Below are 18,049 nucleotides of genomic sequence, written 5' to 3'. Positions count from 1 at the left end.
GCTCGCGAACCTCGAGCTCGACCAGTTCGAGCAGCTCGGCGTCGTCGACCTGGTCGACCTTGTTCAAAAACACCACGATCGACGGCACGCCGACCTGACGGGCAAGCAGGATGTGCTCGCGGGTCTGCGGCATCGGGCCGTCGGCGGCCGACACGACCAGGATCGCGCCGTCCATCTGCGCGGCGCCAGTGATCATGTTCTTCACATAGTCGGCGTGGCCGGGGCAGTCGACGTGGGCGTAGTGGCGGTTGGCCGTCTCGTATTCGACATGCGCCGTCGAGATCGTGATGCCGCGCGCCTTCTCTTCCGGCGCCGCATCGATCTGGTCATAGCGCTTGTATTCGCCAAAATACTTCGTGATCGCCGCCGTCAGCGACGTCTTGCCATGGTCGACGTGACCAATCGTGCCGATGTTCACATGAGGCTTGGTGCGCTCGAATTTACCTTTTGCCATAGTCTCTTTCCTTGGACGGCCTTGACCTTCAGTTCAGTCGAATGCGGGGCGATTAGCGACAAAGGCCAAAAAACACAAGCGTCTTTTGGCCGGGTGCCGTCTCACTCGGTCCGAACCCAGGATCCGGTTGCGGGGATGTGGCGCTGATATGGGAAGGCGGGCGGCGAAATGAAATGGGTACAAACCCGGCCGGGTGAAGCCCGAATCGTGCTGCTTGCTTGCCCATCCTTGTCTCAATTCATGCCCATCCTGTCTGAATTCATCGAAGCCGATGGCCCATTGCGGTCGTCATCGAGGTCTGATCTCCTGACCGGATGCATTTCATCCCAGCCTCAATCCGCGGCCCGCTGTTCATGATCGTCTCGACCGGGTCGTATCTCGTCAACGACACGATGATGAAGCTCGCGACGGCGGGCCTGCCGTCCTACGAAGTGCTGTTCCTGCGCGGTGCCGCGGCAACGCTGTGGGGCTTTCCGCTGTTGTTCGCGCTGGGCTACGGCAAGCAGATTCCGCTGATCTTCGACAGACGCGTGCTGCGCCGGAACCTGCTCGAACTGGCCGCCATCCTCTGTTACGTCGTGGCGCTCGCCAACATGCAGATCGCGGATTCCACCGCGCTCGGGCAGATCACGCCGCTGCTGATGCTGGTCGGTTCCTCGATATTGTTCGGCGAGCGGATCGGCGGCCGGCGCATGGCGCTGATCGGGCTTGGGTTCATCGGCGCGCTGATGGTGGCGCAACCGACCATGCAAGGCATTTCGGTCTACGCCTTGCTGGCGCTTGGCAATGCGACGCTGGCCGCCGCGCGCGACCTCGCCGGGAGGCGGGTCCCGCCCGATGTGCCAGGCATGATCGTGGCGATTTCCGCCATCGTGGTGGTGCTGATCGGAGCCGGTGCCGCGCATCTGGTTTCGGAGCGCTGGGTCATGCCCGAGACACGCCATCTGCTGCTGATGGCCGGCGCCGGGTTTTTCCTCATCTTCGGCCATTTCTTCATCTTCATGGCCTACCGCGTCGGGCCGACCAGCGCGGTGGCGCCGTTCTACTATTGCTTCACCGTCTGGGCGGTCATTTCGGGCCTGCTGGTGTTCGGGCAATTCCCCAATGCGCTGGCTGTCTGCGGCATCCTGCTGGTTGTCGGCAGCGGCTTGGCCATCGTATCGCTGGACCAGCGCAAGCGCCGGCTGGCCGTGGTCGCGTAGGAACCATCAAAACAGCGGTGAGGCGCTCCCGAAGCGCCTGCTCAGAAGCCACTGCCGATCATCGCCAAAAGGCTCGCCGCCGGGCTCGACACGCAGATCAGCGAGATCCTGAAAAGGATCGGGAGATGTCCGGCGGCCTGCCTCGGACCTCTAAATCGTCCGCTTACCGCTGAACTGGTGATAGGCCCACAGCACCACCACCGCCCCGATCACGGAGACGATAAGGCTGTAGATGTTCAGGCCGGTGACGCCCGACGCCCCAAAGGCGCTGAAGATCAGGCCGCCGACAATGGCGCCGACGATGCCGAGCACGATATCCATTATCATGCCCTGACCGCTCTTGTTGACGATCTTGCTGCCCAGGAAACCGGCGATGACGCCGAGTATGATCCAGCTGATGATTGACATTTTTTCCTCTCCATCCCCCCGCCAGCCGGACATTTTCATAGGATTGTCAAAAGCTCAAGCCAGCTTGCAATTCCGCCCCGATGCGCCATTGTTGAAGATGGGCGGGCTTGGTTGCGATGGAGGATCCATTATGGGACTTTTTGACAACGCCGTTCCCGGCGGCAACATCACCAAACCGCTGATGATCGCACTCGGTGCGTTGCTGGTTGGAAAGATGCTGAGCGGCAGAAGTGCAGAACAACCGGATCAGCCGCAAGCTCCGGTGCCGGCCGAGCCCGCTCCGACAGAAGCCAATTCCGGCGACGGCGGCCTGCTGGGTGGATTGGGCGGCCTGCTCGACAAGCTCAAGACCGCCGGCCACGGCAATGTCGCCGACTCATGGGTCGGTACCGGGCAGAACCAGTCGATCAACGCCAACGAACTCGGCAATGCGATCGGCCCGCAGATCATCCGCGAGATATCGCAACGGACCGGGCTGGACGAGCAGGAACTGCTCAAGCAGTTGTCGACGGCCTTGCCCGGCATCGTCGACAGACTGACGCCGAACGGCCAGCTGCCGCCGCAGCACCAGGTCGCCTCCGCGTTCAACAGCTGAAGCGATTACTGGAGCGCTGCGCACTTTGCGCAGCGTTTCGGTTCGTCGGTCGTATGGTTGAATTCTGGAGCGGGTAGCGGGAATCGAACCCGCATATTCAGCTTGGAAGGCTGCTGCTCTACCACTGAGCTATACCCGCGCCTTGCACTGAAGTATCGGATTCATCCGAAAAGCGCCATGCACTTTTCGATCCGATGCTTTTCTCGTTTCAGGGCTTCCGGGCCGGCAGTGGTGGAGAGGGTTGGATTCGAACCAACGTAGGCTAAGCCAACGGATTTACAGTCCGTCCCCTTTAACCACTCGGGCACCTCTCCAGTCTGCCGCCGGAGCCACGCAACGAGGCATTCTCGCCAATCCGGACCCGAGTTGGATGTCTTCTCCGAAATCAGCGAAGCGCCTTATGGCGGCAAGGCCAGTGGGTGTCAACCGCACAGCCAGGGTTTTTCGTTTCTGTTCGCCGGCTGCGGCGACAGGCCATATCCCTAGCGGCGACGGACCGCTATAGAAGCCGGCCATGAGCAACAAAACCGGCACTCCGAAAGACACCCATTACGCCAAGCTGCGCCGTGCGCACCGCGACGAGAAGAGCGGCGGCGCGCCAGCGTTCCGCCCGCGCCAGCCCGTGCCGCCCGGCGAGAACGCCGCCGACGGCCTGGTACGGCTCTACGGCCTGCACACGGTGCGGGCGGCGCTCGACAATCCGCGCCGCAAGATCAGGAAAATGCTGGTGACGCGCAACGCGGCCGAGCGCCTTGATATTGCCGATCTCGCCGCCCTGCCCTTCAAGGCGGAACTGGTCGAACCCAAGGACATCGACAAGATCACCGGTTCGGATGCCGTGCATCAAGGCGTGCTGGTCGAGGCCGAGCCGCTGAAGCCCAAGCGCCTCGACGCGCTTGGCGACACGAAGCTGGTGCTGGTTCTCGACCAGATCACCGATCCGCACAATGTCGGCGCCATCCTGCGCTCGGCGGTCGCTTTCGGCGCGGGCGCGCTGATCACCACGGCGCGCCACAGCCCGCAGGAATCGGGCGTGCTGGCGAAATCCGCCTCGGGCGCGCTGGAGCATATCGACCAGATCGAGGTGAAGAACCTGGCGGACGCGCTCGGCCAACTGCACGACGCCGGCTTCCAGACAATCGGTCTCGATTCGGACGGGCCGGCCGAACTCGAAACGAGCTTTGCCGGCGACAGAATAGCCCTGGTGCTGGGCGCCGAAGGCAAAGGCCTGCGCCAGAAGACCCGCGAGACGGTGACGACACTGGCCCGCCTCGACATGCCCGGCGCCATCCGCTCGCTCAACGTGTCGAATGCCGCGGCGGTCAGCCTCTATGCGGCGAGGAAATTCCTGGGGCAGTAGGGCAGTACGGCAATAAGGCAGTATGTTCCGAGAAGCGGCGCCGAACGGGCCTGCCCTACTGCCCTACTGCCCTACCTCATGTCCCGCCATCCGCTCCAGCGCCCTGACCAGCGCGGAGTGATCCTCCTTCGCCCCGCCATTGGCGGCGCAGGAATTGAACAGTTGCTGGGTGGTCGAGGTGTTGGGCAGGAAGACGCCGAGCGCCCTTGCCCCCTCTAGCGCCAGGTTCAGATCCTTCTGGTGCAGTTCGATGCGGAAGCCCGGCGCGAAGGTGCGCTTGACCATGCGCTCGCCATGGACCTCGAGGATGCGCGAGGCGGCCAGACCGCCCATCAGCGCCTGCCTGACCTTGGCCGGATCGGCGCCGGCTTTCGATGCGAAAACAAGCGCTTCGGCGACAGCTTCAATGGTCAGCGCGACGACGATCTGGTTGGCCACCTTGGTGGTCTGGCCGACGCCGTTCGGCCCGACCAGTGTGATGTTCTTGCCGATCTTTTCGAACACGGGTTTTGCACGCTCGAAGGCGCTTTCCCCGCCGCCGACCATGATGGTGAGAGACGCCGCCTTGGCGCCGACTTCGCCGCCCGAGACCGGCGCGTCGAGGTAGTCGCAGCCGAGTTCGTTGATCTTTTTCGCGAAAGCTTTGGTTTCGATCGGCGATATCGAGCTCATGTCGATGACCAATTTGCCCTTGGTCAGCCCCGAGGCGACGCCATTTTCGCCGAACAGCACCTCGGCGACTTGTGGTGTGTCGGGCACCATGGTGATGATGATACCCGCCGCACTGGCCACGGCGGCATGGCCGGTGACAGTTTTCAGTCCCTTGGCCACGAGTTCGGCCGGCGGCTTGGAGCGGTGGTCGCTGGCGATGACCGTGTGGCCGGCGTCCAGCAGATGTCCCGCCATCGGCGCGCCCATGATGCCGAGGCCGATGAAGCCGATGGTTTCCATTGTGGTTCTCCGTTTTTGTTAGGCGGCGTTCCTGCGCGCCCCCCTCTGGCCTGCCGGCCATCTCCCCCACGAGGGGGGAGATTGGATGCGTCCCGGCCTTCGCCAATCTCTAACGCCGTAGGAGTGAGCGGCGCGCCGAAGCTGCCAATCTCCCCACCTGTGGGGGAGATGGCCGGCAGGCCAGAGGGGGGCGCCAAGGAACGCGACCTAGACTGCTACCCTCGAGCCAACTAAGCCGCAGCACTCCCCTGCCTGGCCAATTTCCGAAACCACCCCAACCCAGCTTCCGTACCCGCCTTCGGCTTATATTCCGCCCCAATCCAGCCGGAATAACCGATGCGGTCGATATGCTCGTAGAGGAAGGGATAGTTGATCTCGCCCGTCCCCGGCTCATGACGGCCGGGATTGTCCGCAAGCTGGATATGCGCGATGCGGCTGAGGTTTGCCTCGATGGTACGGGCGAGATCCCCCTCCATGATCTGCATGTGATAGATGTCGTATTGCAGGAACAGGTTCTTCGAGCCGACGCGGTCGATGAGACCAAGTGCCTGGTCGGAATAGTTGAGGAAGAAGCCCGGGATATCGCGGGTGTTGATCGGCTCGATCAACAGCCTGACGCCGGCCTGCTCCAGCTTTTCCGCCGCGAAGGCGAGGTTTTCGGCGAAGACATCCTCGAGCACCTTGCGGTCGGCGCCGGCCGGCGCGATGCCGGCCAGGCAATTGACCTGCTCGCAGCCGAGCGCCTGGGCGTAGGCGATCGCCTTGGCGATGCCCTGGCGGAATTCCGGCACGCGGTCCGGCAGTGCGGCGATGCCGCGCTCGCCCTTGCCCCAATCGCCTGCCGGCAGGTTGAACAGCACCTGCGTCAAGCCGTTCTTCTTCAACTGGGCAGCCACGACATCGGGCTCATGATCGTACGGCCCGATATATTCGACGCCCTTGAAGCCGGCGCGGGCGGCGGCATCGAAACGGTCGAGGAAGTCGTGCTCGCCAAAGAGCATCGAAAGGTTGGCTGAAAAACGCGGCATTTTTTCTCCTTCTCTGCCAGATGCAAAGCCATGTTGAGATTCAGGTCAGGCCGAGCCGAAAATGGTGGCTTCCGAGAACCGGAGCGGAGCGTACTTTCTGTACGTGAGCACCGGAAGCGCAGGAAGCTGCCGTTTGCAGGCCGGCCTCACCTGAATATCAGCATGGCTCAATCCAGCATCACGATGGCCGTCGGCGCGTCTTCCTGATGTTCGGCAAGGTCCTCGAATTCGGTGACCTTGTCGATCTCGATGCCCATCGAGATGTTGGTGACGCGCTCGAGGATGAATTCGAGCACGACCGGAACCTGGTGTTCCTTCATCAGCCGCTGGGCTTCCTTGAAGGCGCCCGCGAACTCTTCCGGCTTGCGCACCCTCACCGCCTTGCAGCCCATCGCCTCGGCGACGGCGACATGGTCGACGCCGTAGCCGGCCTCGGGGTCGCCGACGCGGTTGATGTTCTCGAAAGCGAGGCTGACCTCGAAATCCATCGAAAAACCGCGCTGCGCCTGGCGGATCAGCCCGAGATAGGCATTGTTCACGACGACATGGAGATAGGGCAGTTTGTGCTGCGCGCCGACCGCCAATTCCTCGATCATGAACTGGAAATCATAGTCGCCCGACAGCGCCACGATGGTGCGGTCGGGATCGGCGGCGCGCACACCGAGGGCGGCAGGCAACGTCCAGCCGAGCGGGCCGGCCTGGCCGCAATTGATCCAGTTGCGCGGCTTGTAGACATGCAGGAACTGCGCGCCGGCGATCTGCGACAGGCCGATCGTAGTGACATAGGTGACGTCGCGGCCAAACGCCTTGTTCATCTCCTCGTAGACGCGCTGCGGCTTCAGCGGCACCTGGTCGAAATGCGTCTTGCGCTTCATCGTCTTCTTGCGCGCCTGGCATTCCTTCGCCCAGCCGGACCAGTCGCGCAGCTTTCCGGCCGTCTTCCACTCGGTGGCGACGTCGAGTAGCATCTTCAGCGCGGCACCCGCATCCGAGACGACGCCGAGATCCGGCGCGAAGACGCGGCCGATCTGCGTCGGCTCGATGTCGACATGGATGAATTTCTTGCCCCTGGTGTAGACATCCACGGAGCCGGTGTGGCGGTTGGCCCAGCGGTTGCCGATGCCGAACACGAAATCGGCCTCGAGCATCGTCGCATTGCCGTAGCGGTGCGAGGTCTGCAACCCGCACATGCCGGCCATCAGCCGGTGGTCGTCGGGGATCGCGCCCCAGCCCATCAGTGTCGGGATGACCGGCACGCCGGAAATTTCGGCGAATTCGATCAGCAGGTCCGACGCATCGGCATTGACGATGCCGCCGCCGGCGACGATCAGCGGCTTTTCGGCGGCGTTGAGCATCGCCAGTGCCTTTTCGGCCTGGGCGCGCGTCATCGCCGGCTTGAACGGGATAAGCGGCTCATAGGCGTCGATGTCGAACTCGATCTCGGCCAGTTGGACGTCGACCGGCAGGTCGATCAGCACCGGACCCGGCCGCGACGAGCGCATGAGATGAAAAGCCTTCTGCAGCGCCATCGGCACCAGATAGGGTTCCATGACGGTGACGGCCCATTTGGCGACGGGTGCGGCGATGGCGGCGATGTCGACGGCCTGGAAATCCTCCTTGTTCAACCGCGCGCGCGGCGCCTGACCGGTGATGCAGAGGATCGGAATGGAATCGGCCGCGGCCGAATAGAGCCCGGTGATCATATCGGTACCGGCCGGACCCGAGGTTCCGATGCATAGCCCGATATTCCCCGCCTTGGCGCGGGTGTAGCCTTCGGCCATGTGCGAGGCGCCCTCGACGTGACGGGCAAGGACATGACGGATCGTGCCCCTCGTCTTCAGCGCCGAATAAAGCGGATTGATCGCCGCCCCTGGCACGCCGAAAGCACAGGAGATGCCTTCCTTTTCGAGAACGAGAACCGCGGCATCGACAGCGCGCATCCCAGCCATTTTCCGGCCCTCCACAGGGTTGTCATTATTGGATGGCCAGAGGATGCCAGCACCTCGCGCATTTTTCAATTTTTCCAGAATATTTTTTCATTTCTAGAAAACGACGGCTACGCGCTGATTTTGTTCGGTTTTCCGTTTTCCAGGAAACTTGGAGTGCGATATGATGAAAAACTTTTTCATTGCCTGTCCGGCAAATTCGACGACAATGGCGCCATGGAAACGACCGAAAAACGCCAGCGCGGTCGTCCGCGCGCTTTCAACGGGCCGTCAGAGGCCAATTCGGTGCAATCGCTCGATCGCGCCTTGCGCATACTGGCCATTGTCGCTGAGGGCAGTGGCCTGTCGCTGAGCGAGATATCGGCGCAGAGCGGGCTTGCGGCCTCCACCGCCTACCGCATGCTGACGACGCTGGAAAACCACGGCATGGTCGAATTCGACACCAGCGACCAGCTGTGGTCGATCGGCGTCGAGACCTATCGCATGGGCGCGGCGTTCCTGCGCCGCCGCAAGCTGGTCGACCGCGCCCGCATCGTCATGCAGGAACTGATGGAGAAGACCGGCGAGACCGCCAATCTCGGCGTCGCCGAGGACGACTGCGTCGTGTTCGTCAGCCAGGTCGAGACGCACCAGGCGATCCGCGCCTTCTTCCGGCCAGGCACGCGCAGTCCCTTCCACGCTTCCGGCATCGGCAAGGCGGTGCTGGCGCATCTCGACCCGGAGCGCGTTGGAACCATTTTGCGCAAGGCCGGCCTGCAGCGCTTCACCGACAGGACGCTGTCCGACATCCCTGCCCTCGCGCATGACCTGGCTGTCATCAAGCTGCGCGGCTGGTCGGTGGACGACGAGGAACGGCACCCCGGAATGCGCTGCGTGGCCGCGGCCATCTTCAATGAATTCGGCGAACCGATCGGCGGCGTCTCGGTGTCGGGGCCGACCGTGCGGGTGACGCCGGAACGGCTGGCCGAGATCGGGCCGATGGTGCGCAGCGCCGCGGCCGAGGTGACCAGGATGATCGGCGGCACCAGGGCGACCTGATAGTCGTTCCCCGGGCAATTGCGCCAGTGACCGTTCACTGAAAAAGGGGCGGCGGGGCACCCCTCTTTCCAGCTGATTGAAACGCCCTCTCCTCAGAGCCGGCAGTAATGGCGATAGCCATCGTAGCCGATATAGGTGTCGGAGTCCGGATCGTAGCTCGAATAACGATCGAAGCAGCGGCGGACGTGCCAGGAGCCGCCGTCTTCCTCGACATAGACGGTACGCGGCTGCTGCTGGGCAAGCAGGCTGCCCAGGACGAACCCGCCGACGCCGGCGGCGATGCCGATGCCAAGGTCGTGATGATGATGGCTATGAGCGGCGGAAGGCTGGACGGTGCCGACCAGGGCGGCGGCGGCGGCCGTGGTGGCGATGAGGCCGGAAACGAGTGTGCGCTTGAACATGACGATCTCCTTGCTTCGTTGACCGAGGCGATCCATCCGCCTCTTGATCATCTGTCGTTGCGGCCAGGAAAAAGGTTCGAGAGGTTTGGAGATTTTGTGGAGCGGCCGGGAAACGAGCAAACGAGCGAGTAGCGAATAGGGAGTAGCGAATAGGGGAAAACCAACGCGTCTCCTCGCTACCTGACTATTCGCTACTCACTACTCGCTACTCGCTATTCGCTCTCTCTCACCCCATCCCCATGACATGGCGAAGCCAGAAAGCGAGCGCGATGAAGCCGATGATGGTGGCGACGCCGGTCCAGTCGACATTGGCCTTCTTGACATCGCTGATGAGCTTCACCAGCAGCATCCAGGCGATGACGACGATCGGCAGAATGATGACGAGCCTGATCATGCGACACTCCAGTCCGAAGCGATTGCATCTCGACAACATGTAGGTAGCAATCTGGCGGTTTTCAGGATGCCCCTCCCCGGCAGCCTCATCAACGTGACCGCCGTTCTCAGGCCACCATTGGGTTCGCAAGCGGGGCTGTAGCTCCCCTTTGTTGACGCGAAGTGCGCGGCGGATCATCATGACACGCACAATGGACGGCACCTCATGCTGGTGGGAGGTAAAATGCAGGCGCTCATCATTGAGGCAAAGCCTCAGCCGATTTCAATTGATCCTACCCAGGCTGCTGTTCTCGTCGTGGACATGCAGAATGACTTCGGCTCCAAAGGTGGAATGTTCGACCGGGCCGGAATCGATATTTCCGGGATTCAACGGGCGATCGGCCCTACTGCAAGCGTAATAGCCGCCGCCCGCGATGTGAGTGTGCCCGTCGTCTATCTGAAGATGGGGTATCGTTCCGATCTCTCGGACCTCGGGGCGTCGGGCGCCCCGAACCGGTTGCGACATCTCCAGATTTTTGGGGTCGGAGAGAGTATGACAGCCCCGGATGGCAGCGAGAGCCGGATTCTGATCCGCGACACTTGGGGAACAGATATCGTCGACGACCTCAAGCCGAAAGCAGGCGATGTCGTCCTCTACAAGACCCGGTTCAGCGGTTTCTACGAGACCGAACTCGATGCTGTTCTGCGGACCGCAGGTATCAGGCACCTCATCGTGACAGGATGCACGACCAGCGTCTGTGTCGAGTCGACGATACGAGATGCCTTTTTCAGGGACTTTCAATGCATACTGCTCACAGATTGCACCAGCGAGCCCATCGCGCGAGACGCCTCAAGGAGCAATCATGACGCCTCGCTCACGCTCGTAGAGGTGCTATTCGGGTGGACATCGACGTCCGACCATTTCCTGAGGGCCATTGAGGCGCACGTTCAGGGGCGTCTTGAATTAGCCGAATGAGATCGCGACCGTCGGTATCATCTGATCTCGAAACGGCAAGGCTTCCGCTCCGGGTCAGCGTAAGGTCAAGTCCAGATACGACACCGCCTGCTCATCAACCGTCGTGGGGAATCGAAAACGGAGTTTTGTCTTTACTGGCGCAACAAATATGCTAACCGGAGCGCCGTGCCCTTGTAGCTCAGCTGGTAGAGCAGCGGTTTTGTAAACCGAAGGTCGGCGGTTCGATTCCGTCCGGGGGCACCAGTTCCGCACGAAATTCCACGCGAGGCGAAAACCTCACGGTCAACGTTTCCGAAGCGGATTGCCGGCCACGAGCGCTCTGTCAGGCGCTCACGATCCGGCCTGATGTGCTCGCCCTGGCGAAAGTGTTCCTCACCCTCACCGAATTATAGACGTATGCCGCCCATATCCCCGTGAACGCGAACGAGACCAGGGGCGTTACCAGTGCACTCCCGGCAAGCACCTGGTTCACCGGGACGTCGAGGATTGTTGAAGTCCACACCGTGTCCAGGATGAACACGAGAGGAATCGCGAACCACTGGCATAGAAACAAGCGCGGGAAGCGGTGGCTTCGTCGCAGCATCGTAACCAGAACAACCAACTGAAGCGCCAGAAACGGCAGGTTGAGGGCAACCTCGCCATATACCGCCAAGGGCCCGTTTGGCAGGATCATGAGCTGTTGGTAGCCTTCGACCGAATTGCCCAAGCTGGCGAGCGTGCGCAGCGGTGACAATGCCTGACCGATCGCCAGCAGCATCAGCCAGCCCCCAAACCCAACCAGATCTGCCGGAGCCTGTGAAGATTTGCTTGCGGATCGGATGGCGACGAAGACGGGCACACCGATCAGCAGCAACACTATTGCCCAATGCCAGATAGAAAATCCCATTTTACTACCCCCCTAATGCATCCTTAGGTTGTAGCACGTTTTGACGGCGACTCAAGAGGGCTTGCTGACGACCCACGAAGCCCGGGTTAACGGGTTCTTCCGGAGCGTTGGTTGAGAAGCATCAAACGAAAAACCCGCCTGTGCGGCGGGTCATTGGCGCAAATCTGCACCATGGATAAATATCTACCATAGCTGCACTCACCCTGTCAAGAAAAAATTCCTATCGTGAAAAGCCGCCGGCACAAAAAGCTGGCGGTACCGCCGGTGTTGGCCGTCGTCAGTCCTTTTGCCAACCTGCGTTCGGGGCCCCGGTTGACGACCCGGACTCTAAAGCTCGCTTCACCTGTCTGTTCCCCAAAAGATTGGGCTCACACAGTGATCGCCGTCACCAAAATCCGGTTCTGCCGGCGTATCGCCGCGCGCAGTTCGGCGATCCTCGCCTCATCGCGCTTCACGAACTCGATGAACATCATGTTCATGTTGTTGAAGATCAGTTCGCCGAGTGCCGCCCCATCGATATCCTGTCGCGCCAGGCCAAGCACCTGCAACCTTGCGATCAGGGCGCGGATCTGTTCGGTGAGCGCGCGGTCGAGCGCGGTGTAGGCCTGGCCGAACGGGCTGTCGGGCAGTTGCGTCGAGATCGCCATCGCCTGCCGCCACATCTCCTTGCTGAGATAGTGCAGGGAGTGCTCGATGTAGATGCCGACCAGCGTGTCCAGCGCATCGCCGACATTGGCCGGCGGCCTGGCGACGACGCCCTGCCCTGCATTCAGCACCTCGTTGACCTCCAGCGAGACGATGGCGCCGAGGATATCACCCTTGTTCTGGTAGTAGTTGTAGATGGTGCCGACCGAGACTTCGGCCTGGGCGGCGATGGCCTCGATCTTGGCGCCCTCATAGCCGGCATCGCGAAAAAGCTCGGCCGCCGCCTCGATGATGCGCCTCTGCCGGTCCGCCTTTTGCCTTGCCCGCAATCCGCTCATCCCAGCCTCTTGCCATAAAAACAGAATTGACTCAATTTTAGAATTGGTTCAATTTTTTGCAAGAAGCCACAAAGGCAAGGGAGAACACTCGATGTCCATCAAATCCGCATCCAGGAATCCGCTTTCCACCCTGAAGAACCATCTGCATGCGGCGTGCGCCGCCACGGCACTGCTTCTCGCGACGGGCAGCGTCGCCGGGGCAGCCGACCTCAACGCGCTGATCTGGTGCGATCATTCCGATCCGGCGCTGCTGCAACCCTTCGAGGAGGCCAACAACGTCAAGGTCAACGTCAAGGAATTCGAGGGCACCGGCGCCGGGCTCGCCATCGTCGAGCAGTCGCAGCCCGGCGATTGGGACGTGATGGTGATCGATAGCATCGACGTACCGCGCGGCGTCGAGAAAGGCCTGTTCGAGCCGCTGCCGGAAGACAAGCTGCCGCTGGCCGATTTGTTTCCGCAGGTGAAGATGGACGGCTCCACCGTGGTCGGCGGCAAGCGCTACGGCATCACCGAAAAGTTCGGCTACAACACGATCGGCTTCAACAAGACCAAGGTCGATCCGGCCGACATGCAGTCCATGGCGTCGCTGACCAGCGACAAGTACAAGGGCAAGGTCGCGATCTACGATTATTACCTGCCGGTCATCGGCATGGCGGCGCTGGCCATCGGCAAGAAGACGGCGGAGCTGACCGAAGCCGACCTGCCCGCCCTCAAGGACGAACTTCTCAAGATGAAGGCCAATGCTAAGCTGGTCGGCGAAGTCACCGCCAGCCAGACGGCGCTGGCAACCGGCGAGGTCGATATTCTGGTCGGCGGCGGCGAATGGGTGACGGCGGGATTGGCCAAGGAAAACCCGGCGCTGGACTTCTCCATTCCAAAGGAGGGCGCGGTGCTGTGGTCGCAGTCGCTGGCCATGTTCAAGGACTCCAAGAACAAGGACGTGGCGCTGAAATTCATCCAGTACATCATGAGCCCGGAGGGCCAGGCGCGGCTTGCCACCTCGTCCTGCTACTGGGGCATGCCGGCGAACACCAAGGCGGCGCTGACCGACGACCAGAAGAAGGTCCTGCGTTTCGACGAGCAGCCGGGCTTCCTCGCCCGCGCCCAGGCCTATCCGTCGCCGAATGCCGATCTCGACAAGAAGATGCAGGACATGTGGACCGAAATGCTGCAGGCGAAGTGAGCTGATACCGCTCATGAATACCTCGGCAAACAATGGCCGTGCCCTGCCCCGGGCGGGCCGCGCCCTGCCCTGGGCGCTGGTCACGCCGGCGCTCGGCTGGACCTTGCTGTTCTTCGTGCTGCCGTTCATCGCCATGGGGTTTTCCAGCCTGACGGCGCATGAAGGCGGCGGCTTCACATCAGCCAACTACAGCCAGTTCTTCACCAACCCCTCCTATTGGCAGGCCATGGTGAACTCGCTGGAGGTGACGGCGATCGTCACCGTGGTTTCGGTGCTGCTCGCCTATCCCTTCGCCTGGATCCTGGCCGAACAGGTGCCGGAACGCTGGCAGCGGCTGGCGCTGATGCTGGCCGTGCTGCCGTTCTGGACCTCCTATGTCGTGCGCTCCTATTCCTGGCTGCTGGTGCTGGCGCAAAACGGCGTCGTCAATCGCGCGCTGACCGGCCTTGGCGTCGTCGCCGAGCCGCTGCAGCTCGCCAATACGCGTTTCGCCACCGTCACCGGCTTCGTGCATTTCTTTGTCATGCTGTTGACGCTGACGATCTTCGCCAATCTGAAGCAGTTGAGCCCGAGCTATCGCAAGGCCGCCGCCGATCTCGGCGCCGGGCCGGTGCGCACCTTCTTGCATGTCGTCCTGCCGCTGACCTTGCCCGGCATCATGGTCGGCGCCTTCCTGACCTTCGTGCTGTGCATCGGCGACTACATCACGCCGCAGATCCTCGGCGGCAATAACGAGCTTCTGATGCCGCAGCTGGTGATGATGCAGATCGGCCGGCGCGGCGATTTTCCGCTGGCGTCGGCATTGTCGATCATCCTGATGGCGGTGGTCACCATTGCCTATCTCGCTTGCGCCCGCTGGCTCAAGATCGAGCGGGCCTGAGATGCGCTGGATAGTCCGCATCGCCTCCTGGCTCTACGCGCTTGGCGTCTACGGATTCATCTTCCTGCCGGTAGTGGTGCTGGTGCTGTTTTCGCTGCAGGCGACCTCGTTCCCGATCCCGCCGTTCACCGGGCCGTCGCTGCGCTGGTACGACGCCGTGCTTTCCGACACGCGGCTGACCTCGGCGCTGGCCAACTCGCTGCTGGTCGCGTCCATCTCGTCGCTTGCCGCCGTCACGCTCGGCTTCCTGTCCGCCTGGGGTTTCGGTCGATTCGTGCTGCCGGGCTCCGGCCTGCTGCGCGGGCTGATCACGCTGCCGCTGACGGTCAGCTATCTCATCATCGGCATGGGACTCTTGGTGCTGTTCAACTGGGCCGGCGTGCCGAAATCGCTGCTTGCCGCCGGCATCGGCCACGTCGTGATCAACCTGCCGCTGTGCTTTGCCATCATCTACAGCCAGATGGGCGACCACCAGATCAACATCGAGCGCGCCGCGCGCGACCTCGGCGCGCCGGAGTGGAAGGTGCTGCTGCTGATCACCGTCCCGGTCATGGCGCCTGCTATTTTCGCCGGTTTCTTCCTGTCGATGACATTTTCCTGGGACGAGTTCGTGATCTCCTTCCTGCTGACCCGCTTCGACACTACGCTGCCGGTCGAAATCTGGAACCTGCTGCGCTCGGGCCTCAATCCGAAAACCAACGCCGTCGGGTCGCTGGTCTTCGCCATCTCGATCGTGCTGGTCGTGCTGTTCGAACTGACATTGCTGCGGAGAAAGCCGGCATGAGCACGCCCCTGGTCGATATCCGCAACGTCTCGCACCGTTTCGGGCAGCTGGCGGTGCTGAAAGACGTCTCGCTCAAGGTCGAGCCGGGCAGCTACACGATCCTGCTTGGCCCCTCGGGCTCCGGCAAGACGACGCTGCTTTCCATCCTGGGCGGCTTCGTCATGCCCAGCGAAGGCAAGGTCTTCATCCGGGGCGAGGATTGCACCGCCGTGCCGCCGGCCAGGCGGCCGACGACGACGGTGTTCCAGGACTATGCGCTGTTCCCGCATATGAGCGTCGGGGCCAATGTCGGCTTCGGCCTGCGCATGCAAGGCGTCGACGGCGCGACCAGGGCGGCAAAGGCGCGCGAGGCGCTGGCGCTGGTCGGGTTGGCCACATCCTTCGACAAGAAGCCGCACCAGCTCTCCGGCGGCCAGCGGCAGCGCGTGGCGCTGGCGCGCGCGCTGGTGATCGAGCCGGCGGTGCTCCTGCTCGACGAGCCGCTCGGCGCGCTCGACCTCAAATTGCGCCGGCAGATGCAGGATGAGTTGAAGTCGATCCAGAAGCGCGTCGGCACCGCTTTCATCCATGTCACCCACGATCAGGAGGAGGCGATGGCGCTGGCTGACCACTGCGTGGTGATGAATGACGGCCGCATCGAGGACGAAGGGCCGCCCGAGCGTGTCTATGCAAGACCGGCGACGCGCTTTTCCGCCACCTTCATGGGCGAAAGCACCATTCTTGCCGGCACGGTCACGCAGGCCAGGGACAAGACAAGCATTGTCGCGACGCCGGCCGGATCGGTGTCGCTGCCCAGCGCGTTGCCGCTCGGTTCGGCCGTTGCGCTGGCGATACGGCCGGAGCACCTTGTTCTCGGCGCGGACGCCGGCAGCGCCAAGCTCGGCACGGCTGAGGTGAGCGACGTCGTTTTCCAGGGCAGCTTCAAGCGCGTGCTCGCGGTTTCCGTCGAAGATCCCTCGCTGCAATTCATCGCCAAGCTCGCGGCCGCGGCCACCGTCCAGCCGGGCGACACTGTCGCGATTTCGTGCGATACCGACCAGATCATCCTGTTGACGGATTGAAATGGGCATCCTGCCGATCATCGAGGCTACAGACTGGTACGAAACCATCCGCATGGGCGATGGCGTGACCTTGATCCATGAGCTATGGATTAAACCGTTCTTCCGCTGCAACATGTGGCACGTGCGCGGCCGCGATCGCGATCTTCTGTTCGATACCGGCCTCGGCCATTTCAGCCTCAAACGTCACGTGTCCCTGGTGAGCGAACGCAAACTGACCTGCGTCGCCAGCCACACGCATTTCGACCATATCGGCTGCCACCACGAATTTCCCGACCGCTGCGTACATGCCGCCGAGGCGGAAATCCTCGCCGATCCGCGCAACGAATGGACGGTCGCGGACCGCTATGCCAACGAAGAGATGTTCGACGGCATGCCGCAGGGATGGGACACGGCACGCTACAAAATCCTGGCGGCGCCGGCCGACCGCCTGCTCGCGCATGGCGACGTCGTCGATCTCGGCGACCGTGCTTTCGAGGTCATCCATACGCCTGGCCATTCGCCCGGCGGCATTGCGCTCTACGAGAAGAAAACCGGCGTGCTGCTATCCGGCGATATCATCTATGACGGCCCGCTGATCGACGACGTCTACCACTCGGACATCCCGGACTACATGGCTACGCTGCTCGCCATGCGCGACCTCGATGTCTCGGTCGTGCATGGCGGTCATTTCCCGAGCTTCGGCAAGGTGCGCTATCGCCAGCTTGTCGACGAGTACCTGGCGCACAAACGCCGGGCCGGCTGCCATCTGCGCTGACGGCGAATTAGCGCATCAATTCGAAATGCCGCGGAAATGCCTGATGCAGCAGGAGCAGCATGGTCTTGCGCAATACGTTGGATTCGCGGCCGGGAGGGTTCAGGTGGTCCCAATACCAGGCGCCATGGACCAGATAGTTCAGGCTTTCGGACAGAGTGTATAGATCGACGTCGGCATAGCCGCCGCTGCGCGCGATCTCGGTGAGCAGTTCGCGCGCTTCGGCGGTGTAGGCGAGATCGCCGGGCAGACCGATTTCATTGTAGATCTGCATGCTCTTGCGATCGCTGGAGAACACGACAAAAACCGAAACCCATTGCGGGTGCTGCCGCGCGAAGCGCTGCGCGCAGTCGACCGCGCCCAGCAGCCTTTCGACCGGCGACAGGCCCGGCGCCCGAACCAGGGTGGCCCACAGCTCGTCATATTGATCGCTGAGATACTGCAACACGGCCCGGAAAAGGTTCTCCTTGCTGCGAAAATGAAAGACGACCAGCGCGTTGGACGAGCCGACATGCTCGGCGATGCGCTGCATGGTGACGCTTGCCAGTCCCTCCTCCGCGATGAGCTCGATGGTGGCGTCGATGATCCGCTGCACGCTCGCTTCGCCGCGCTCCCTGCGACGATCCCTGGGAGCGGCATCGTTTGCCGAAGCCCTGCCCTTGGTCGCCACGGACCCGCGTTTCTCCGCCCCTGCCTTGCGTTGCGCCATTTTCGTCAGGCCTTTCGGACCCCGCGGCGGAAATCCCGCCGCACAAGTTGCTTGGCATATGCACGCCTGCTCATCCCCAAA

Annotated in this window: 20 protein-coding genes and 3 tRNA genes; 11 read left to right on the top strand and 12 right to left on the bottom strand. The window is 62.3% G+C overall.

Translation table 11 applies throughout. The annotated features are described in order from the left end of the window. Positions 1–454 (bottom strand): GTP-binding protein (locus NKI49_RS20230; protein WP_352695735.1); only part of this gene is annotated, 454 nt, incomplete at its 3' end. A gap of 314 nt (positions 455–768) precedes the next feature. Here NKI49_RS20230 and NKI49_RS20225 point away from each other — a divergent pair. Further along, the gene (locus NKI49_RS20225; RefSeq protein WP_352601831.1) at positions 769–1,656 is read left to right on the top strand and encodes a DMT family transporter; all 888 of its coding nucleotides are present in this window, start codon (positions 769–771) and stop codon (positions 1,654–1,656) included. A gap of 150 nt (positions 1,657–1,806) precedes the next feature. Here the strand turns inward: NKI49_RS20225 and NKI49_RS20220 are convergent, their stop codons facing one another. Further along, the gene (locus NKI49_RS20220; protein ID WP_027028255.1) at positions 1,807–2,064 is read right to left on the bottom strand and encodes a GlsB/YeaQ/YmgE family stress response membrane protein; all 258 of its coding nucleotides are present in this window, start codon (positions 2,062–2,064) and stop codon (positions 1,807–1,809) included. Positions 2,065–2,194: 130 nt separating this feature from the next. On the opposite strand from NKI49_RS20220, the gene NKI49_RS20215 reads away from it, so the two are divergent. After that, positions 2,195–2,659: a YidB family protein gene (locus NKI49_RS20215; protein WP_352601833.1), complete on the top strand. Its 465-nt coding sequence runs from the start codon at positions 2,195–2,197 to the stop codon at positions 2,657–2,659. A 65-nt stretch (positions 2,660–2,724) separates the two neighbouring features. Here NKI49_RS20215 and NKI49_RS20210 read toward each other — a convergent pair. Next, positions 2,725–2,798, bottom strand: a tRNA-Gly gene (locus NKI49_RS20210). A 90-nt stretch (positions 2,799–2,888) separates the two neighbouring features. After that, positions 2,889–2,973 (bottom strand) — tRNA-Tyr (locus tag NKI49_RS20205). A gap of 200 nt (positions 2,974–3,173) precedes the next feature. Here NKI49_RS20205 and NKI49_RS20200 point away from each other — a divergent pair. After that, positions 3,174–4,019: a TrmH family RNA methyltransferase gene (locus NKI49_RS20200; RefSeq protein WP_352601835.1), complete on the top strand. Its 846-nt coding sequence runs from the start codon at positions 3,174–3,176 to the stop codon at positions 4,017–4,019. Positions 4,020–4,082: 63 nt separating this feature from the next. Here the strand turns inward: NKI49_RS20200 and NKI49_RS20195 are convergent, their stop codons facing one another. The 3 genes from NKI49_RS20195 to gcl form a co-directional block, all read right to left on the bottom strand. Then, positions 4,083–4,970, bottom strand: a complete 888-nt coding sequence (locus NKI49_RS20195; protein ID WP_352601837.1) for a 2-hydroxy-3-oxopropionate reductase — start codon at positions 4,968–4,970, stop codon at positions 4,083–4,085. A gap of 230 nt (positions 4,971–5,200) precedes the next feature. After that, entirely contained in the window at positions 5,201–5,998 is a 798-nt protein-coding gene (gene otnI, locus NKI49_RS20190; protein ID WP_352601839.1) for a 2-oxo-tetronate isomerase, read from the bottom strand. A 167-nt stretch (positions 5,999–6,165) separates the two neighbouring features. Further along, a complete protein-coding gene (gene gcl, locus NKI49_RS20185) occupies positions 6,166–7,947 on the bottom strand; it encodes a glyoxylate carboligase (RefSeq protein WP_352601841.1) in 1,782 nt (593 codons plus the stop codon). A gap of 213 nt (positions 7,948–8,160) precedes the next feature. On the opposite strand from gcl, the gene bhcR reads away from it, so the two are divergent. After that, complete coding sequence (bhcR, locus tag NKI49_RS20180; protein ID WP_352602031.1) at positions 8,161–8,982, top strand: HTH-type transcriptional regulator BhcR; 822 nt, start codon at positions 8,161–8,163, stop codon at positions 8,980–8,982. A gap of 92 nt (positions 8,983–9,074) precedes the next feature. On the opposite strand, the gene NKI49_RS20175 is transcribed toward bhcR, so the two are convergent. Both NKI49_RS20175 and NKI49_RS20170 read right to left on the bottom strand, forming a co-directional pair. Continuing rightward, complete coding sequence (locus NKI49_RS20175; RefSeq protein WP_352601843.1) at positions 9,075–9,383, bottom strand: BA14K family protein; 309 nt, start codon at positions 9,381–9,383, stop codon at positions 9,075–9,077. A gap of 226 nt (positions 9,384–9,609) precedes the next feature. Next, complete coding sequence (locus NKI49_RS20170; RefSeq protein WP_352601845.1) at positions 9,610–9,777, bottom strand: hypothetical protein; 168 nt, start codon at positions 9,775–9,777, stop codon at positions 9,610–9,612. A gap of 222 nt (positions 9,778–9,999) precedes the next feature. Here NKI49_RS20170 and NKI49_RS20165 point away from each other — a divergent pair, with 222 nt between their 5' ends. Continuing rightward, positions 10,000–10,731: a cysteine hydrolase family protein gene (locus NKI49_RS20165; RefSeq protein WP_352601847.1), complete on the top strand. Its 732-nt coding sequence runs from the start codon at positions 10,000–10,002 to the stop codon at positions 10,729–10,731. 167 nt (positions 10,732–10,898) lie between these two features. Further along, positions 10,899–10,974 (top strand) — tRNA-Thr (locus NKI49_RS20160). A gap of 79 nt (positions 10,975–11,053) precedes the next feature. Here the strand turns inward: NKI49_RS20160 and NKI49_RS20155 are convergent. Together NKI49_RS20155 and NKI49_RS20150 are read right to left on the bottom strand one after the other, a co-directional pair. Beyond that, complete coding sequence (locus NKI49_RS20155; RefSeq protein WP_352601849.1) at positions 11,054–11,617, bottom strand: DUF2569 family protein; 564 nt, start codon at positions 11,615–11,617, stop codon at positions 11,054–11,056. A gap of 368 nt (positions 11,618–11,985) precedes the next feature. Continuing rightward, positions 11,986–12,600 (bottom strand): TetR/AcrR family transcriptional regulator, encoded by a 615-nt coding sequence (locus NKI49_RS20150; protein WP_352601851.1) that lies wholly within the window; start codon positions 12,598–12,600, stop codon positions 11,986–11,988. Between the two features lie 91 nt (positions 12,601–12,691). Here NKI49_RS20150 and NKI49_RS20145 point away from each other — a divergent pair, with 91 nt between their 5' ends. The 5 genes from NKI49_RS20145 to NKI49_RS20125 are packed head-to-tail and all read left to right on the top strand — an operon-like array spanning position 12,692 to position 17,262. Continuing rightward, complete coding sequence (locus NKI49_RS20145; RefSeq protein ID WP_352601854.1) at positions 12,692–13,783, top strand: polyamine ABC transporter substrate-binding protein; 1,092 nt, start codon at positions 12,692–12,694, stop codon at positions 13,781–13,783. Between the two features lie 13 nt (positions 13,784–13,796). Next, a complete protein-coding gene (locus NKI49_RS20140) occupies positions 13,797–14,663 on the top strand; it encodes an ABC transporter permease (RefSeq protein WP_352601856.1) in 867 nt (288 codons plus the stop codon). 1 nt (position 14,664) lies between these two features. Continuing rightward, positions 14,665–15,447, top strand: coding sequence for an ABC transporter permease (locus NKI49_RS20135; RefSeq protein ID WP_352601858.1), 783 nt, complete (start codon positions 14,665–14,667; stop codon positions 15,445–15,447). Then, the gene (locus NKI49_RS20130; protein WP_352601860.1) at positions 15,444–16,508 is read left to right on the top strand and encodes an ABC transporter ATP-binding protein; all 1,065 of its coding nucleotides are present in this window, start codon (positions 15,444–15,446) and stop codon (positions 16,506–16,508) included. The genes NKI49_RS20135 and NKI49_RS20130 overlap by 4 nt, the downstream gene beginning before the upstream one ends. Position 16,509: 1 nt before the next feature. Further along, positions 16,510–17,262: an MBL fold metallo-hydrolase gene (locus tag NKI49_RS20125; protein WP_352601862.1), complete on the top strand. Its 753-nt coding sequence runs from the start codon at positions 16,510–16,512 to the stop codon at positions 17,260–17,262. Positions 17,263–17,269: 7 nt separating this feature from the next. Here the strand turns inward: NKI49_RS20125 and NKI49_RS20120 are convergent, their stop codons facing one another. Beyond that, positions 17,270–17,968 carry a TetR/AcrR family transcriptional regulator gene (locus NKI49_RS20120; protein WP_352601864.1) on the bottom strand — a complete coding sequence of 233 codons (699 nt, stop codon included), beginning with the start codon at positions 17,966–17,968 and terminating at the stop codon, positions 17,270–17,272. Positions 17,969–18,049: the final 81 nt, after the last annotated feature.

Origin of the sequence: Mesorhizobium sp. M0587 (assembly GCF_040320945.1) — a bacterium.
GTDB lineage: Bacteria > Pseudomonadota > Alphaproteobacteria > Rhizobiales > Rhizobiaceae > Mesorhizobium.
Note: the sequence above shows the minus strand (reverse complement) of the source record. Positions and strands in the feature narration are given on the sequence as shown.

Coding starts and splice junctions, on each gene's coding strand:
- NKI49_RS20225 (WP_352601831.1), top strand. CDS start 769: ATGCATTTCATCCCAGCCTCAATCCGCGGCCCGCTGTTCATGATCGTC.
- NKI49_RS20220 (WP_027028255.1), bottom strand. CDS start 2,064: ATGTCAATCATCAGCTGGATCATACTCGGCGTCATCGCCGGTTTCCTG.
- NKI49_RS20215 (WP_352601833.1), top strand. CDS start 2,195: ATGGGACTTTTTGACAACGCCGTTCCCGGCGGCAACATCACCAAACCG.
- NKI49_RS20200 (WP_352601835.1), top strand. CDS start 3,174: ATGAGCAACAAAACCGGCACTCCGAAAGACACCCATTACGCCAAGCTG.
- NKI49_RS20195 (WP_352601837.1), bottom strand. CDS start 4,970: ATGGAAACCATCGGCTTCATCGGCCTCGGCATCATGGGCGCGCCGATG.
- otnI (WP_352601839.1), bottom strand. CDS start 5,998: ATGCCGCGTTTTTCAGCCAACCTTTCGATGCTCTTTGGCGAGCACGAC.
- gcl (WP_352601841.1), bottom strand. CDS start 7,947: ATGGCTGGGATGCGCGCTGTCGATGCCGCGGTTCTCGTTCTCGAAAAG.
- bhcR (WP_352602031.1), top strand. CDS start 8,161: ATGGAAACGACCGAAAAACGCCAGCGCGGTCGTCCGCGCGCTTTCAAC.
- NKI49_RS20175 (WP_352601843.1), bottom strand. CDS start 9,383: ATGTTCAAGCGCACACTCGTTTCCGGCCTCATCGCCACCACGGCCGCC.
- NKI49_RS20170 (WP_352601845.1), bottom strand. CDS start 9,777: ATGATCAGGCTCGTCATCATTCTGCCGATCGTCGTCATCGCCTGGATG.
- NKI49_RS20165 (WP_352601847.1), top strand. CDS start 10,000: ATGCAGGCGCTCATCATTGAGGCAAAGCCTCAGCCGATTTCAATTGAT.
- NKI49_RS20155 (WP_352601849.1), bottom strand. CDS start 11,617: ATGGGATTTTCTATCTGGCATTGGGCAATAGTGTTGCTGCTGATCGGT.
- NKI49_RS20150 (WP_352601851.1), bottom strand. CDS start 12,600: ATGAGCGGATTGCGGGCAAGGCAAAAGGCGGACCGGCAGAGGCGCATC.
- NKI49_RS20145 (WP_352601854.1), top strand. CDS start 12,692: ATGTCCATCAAATCCGCATCCAGGAATCCGCTTTCCACCCTGAAGAAC.
- NKI49_RS20140 (WP_352601856.1), top strand. CDS start 13,797: ATGAATACCTCGGCAAACAATGGCCGTGCCCTGCCCCGGGCGGGCCGC.
- NKI49_RS20135 (WP_352601858.1), top strand. CDS start 14,665: ATGCGCTGGATAGTCCGCATCGCCTCCTGGCTCTACGCGCTTGGCGTC.
- NKI49_RS20130 (WP_352601860.1), top strand. CDS start 15,444: ATGAGCACGCCCCTGGTCGATATCCGCAACGTCTCGCACCGTTTCGGG.
- NKI49_RS20125 (WP_352601862.1), top strand. CDS start 16,510: ATGGGCATCCTGCCGATCATCGAGGCTACAGACTGGTACGAAACCATC.
- NKI49_RS20120 (WP_352601864.1), bottom strand. CDS start 17,968: ATGGCGCAACGCAAGGCAGGGGCGGAGAAACGCGGGTCCGTGGCGACC.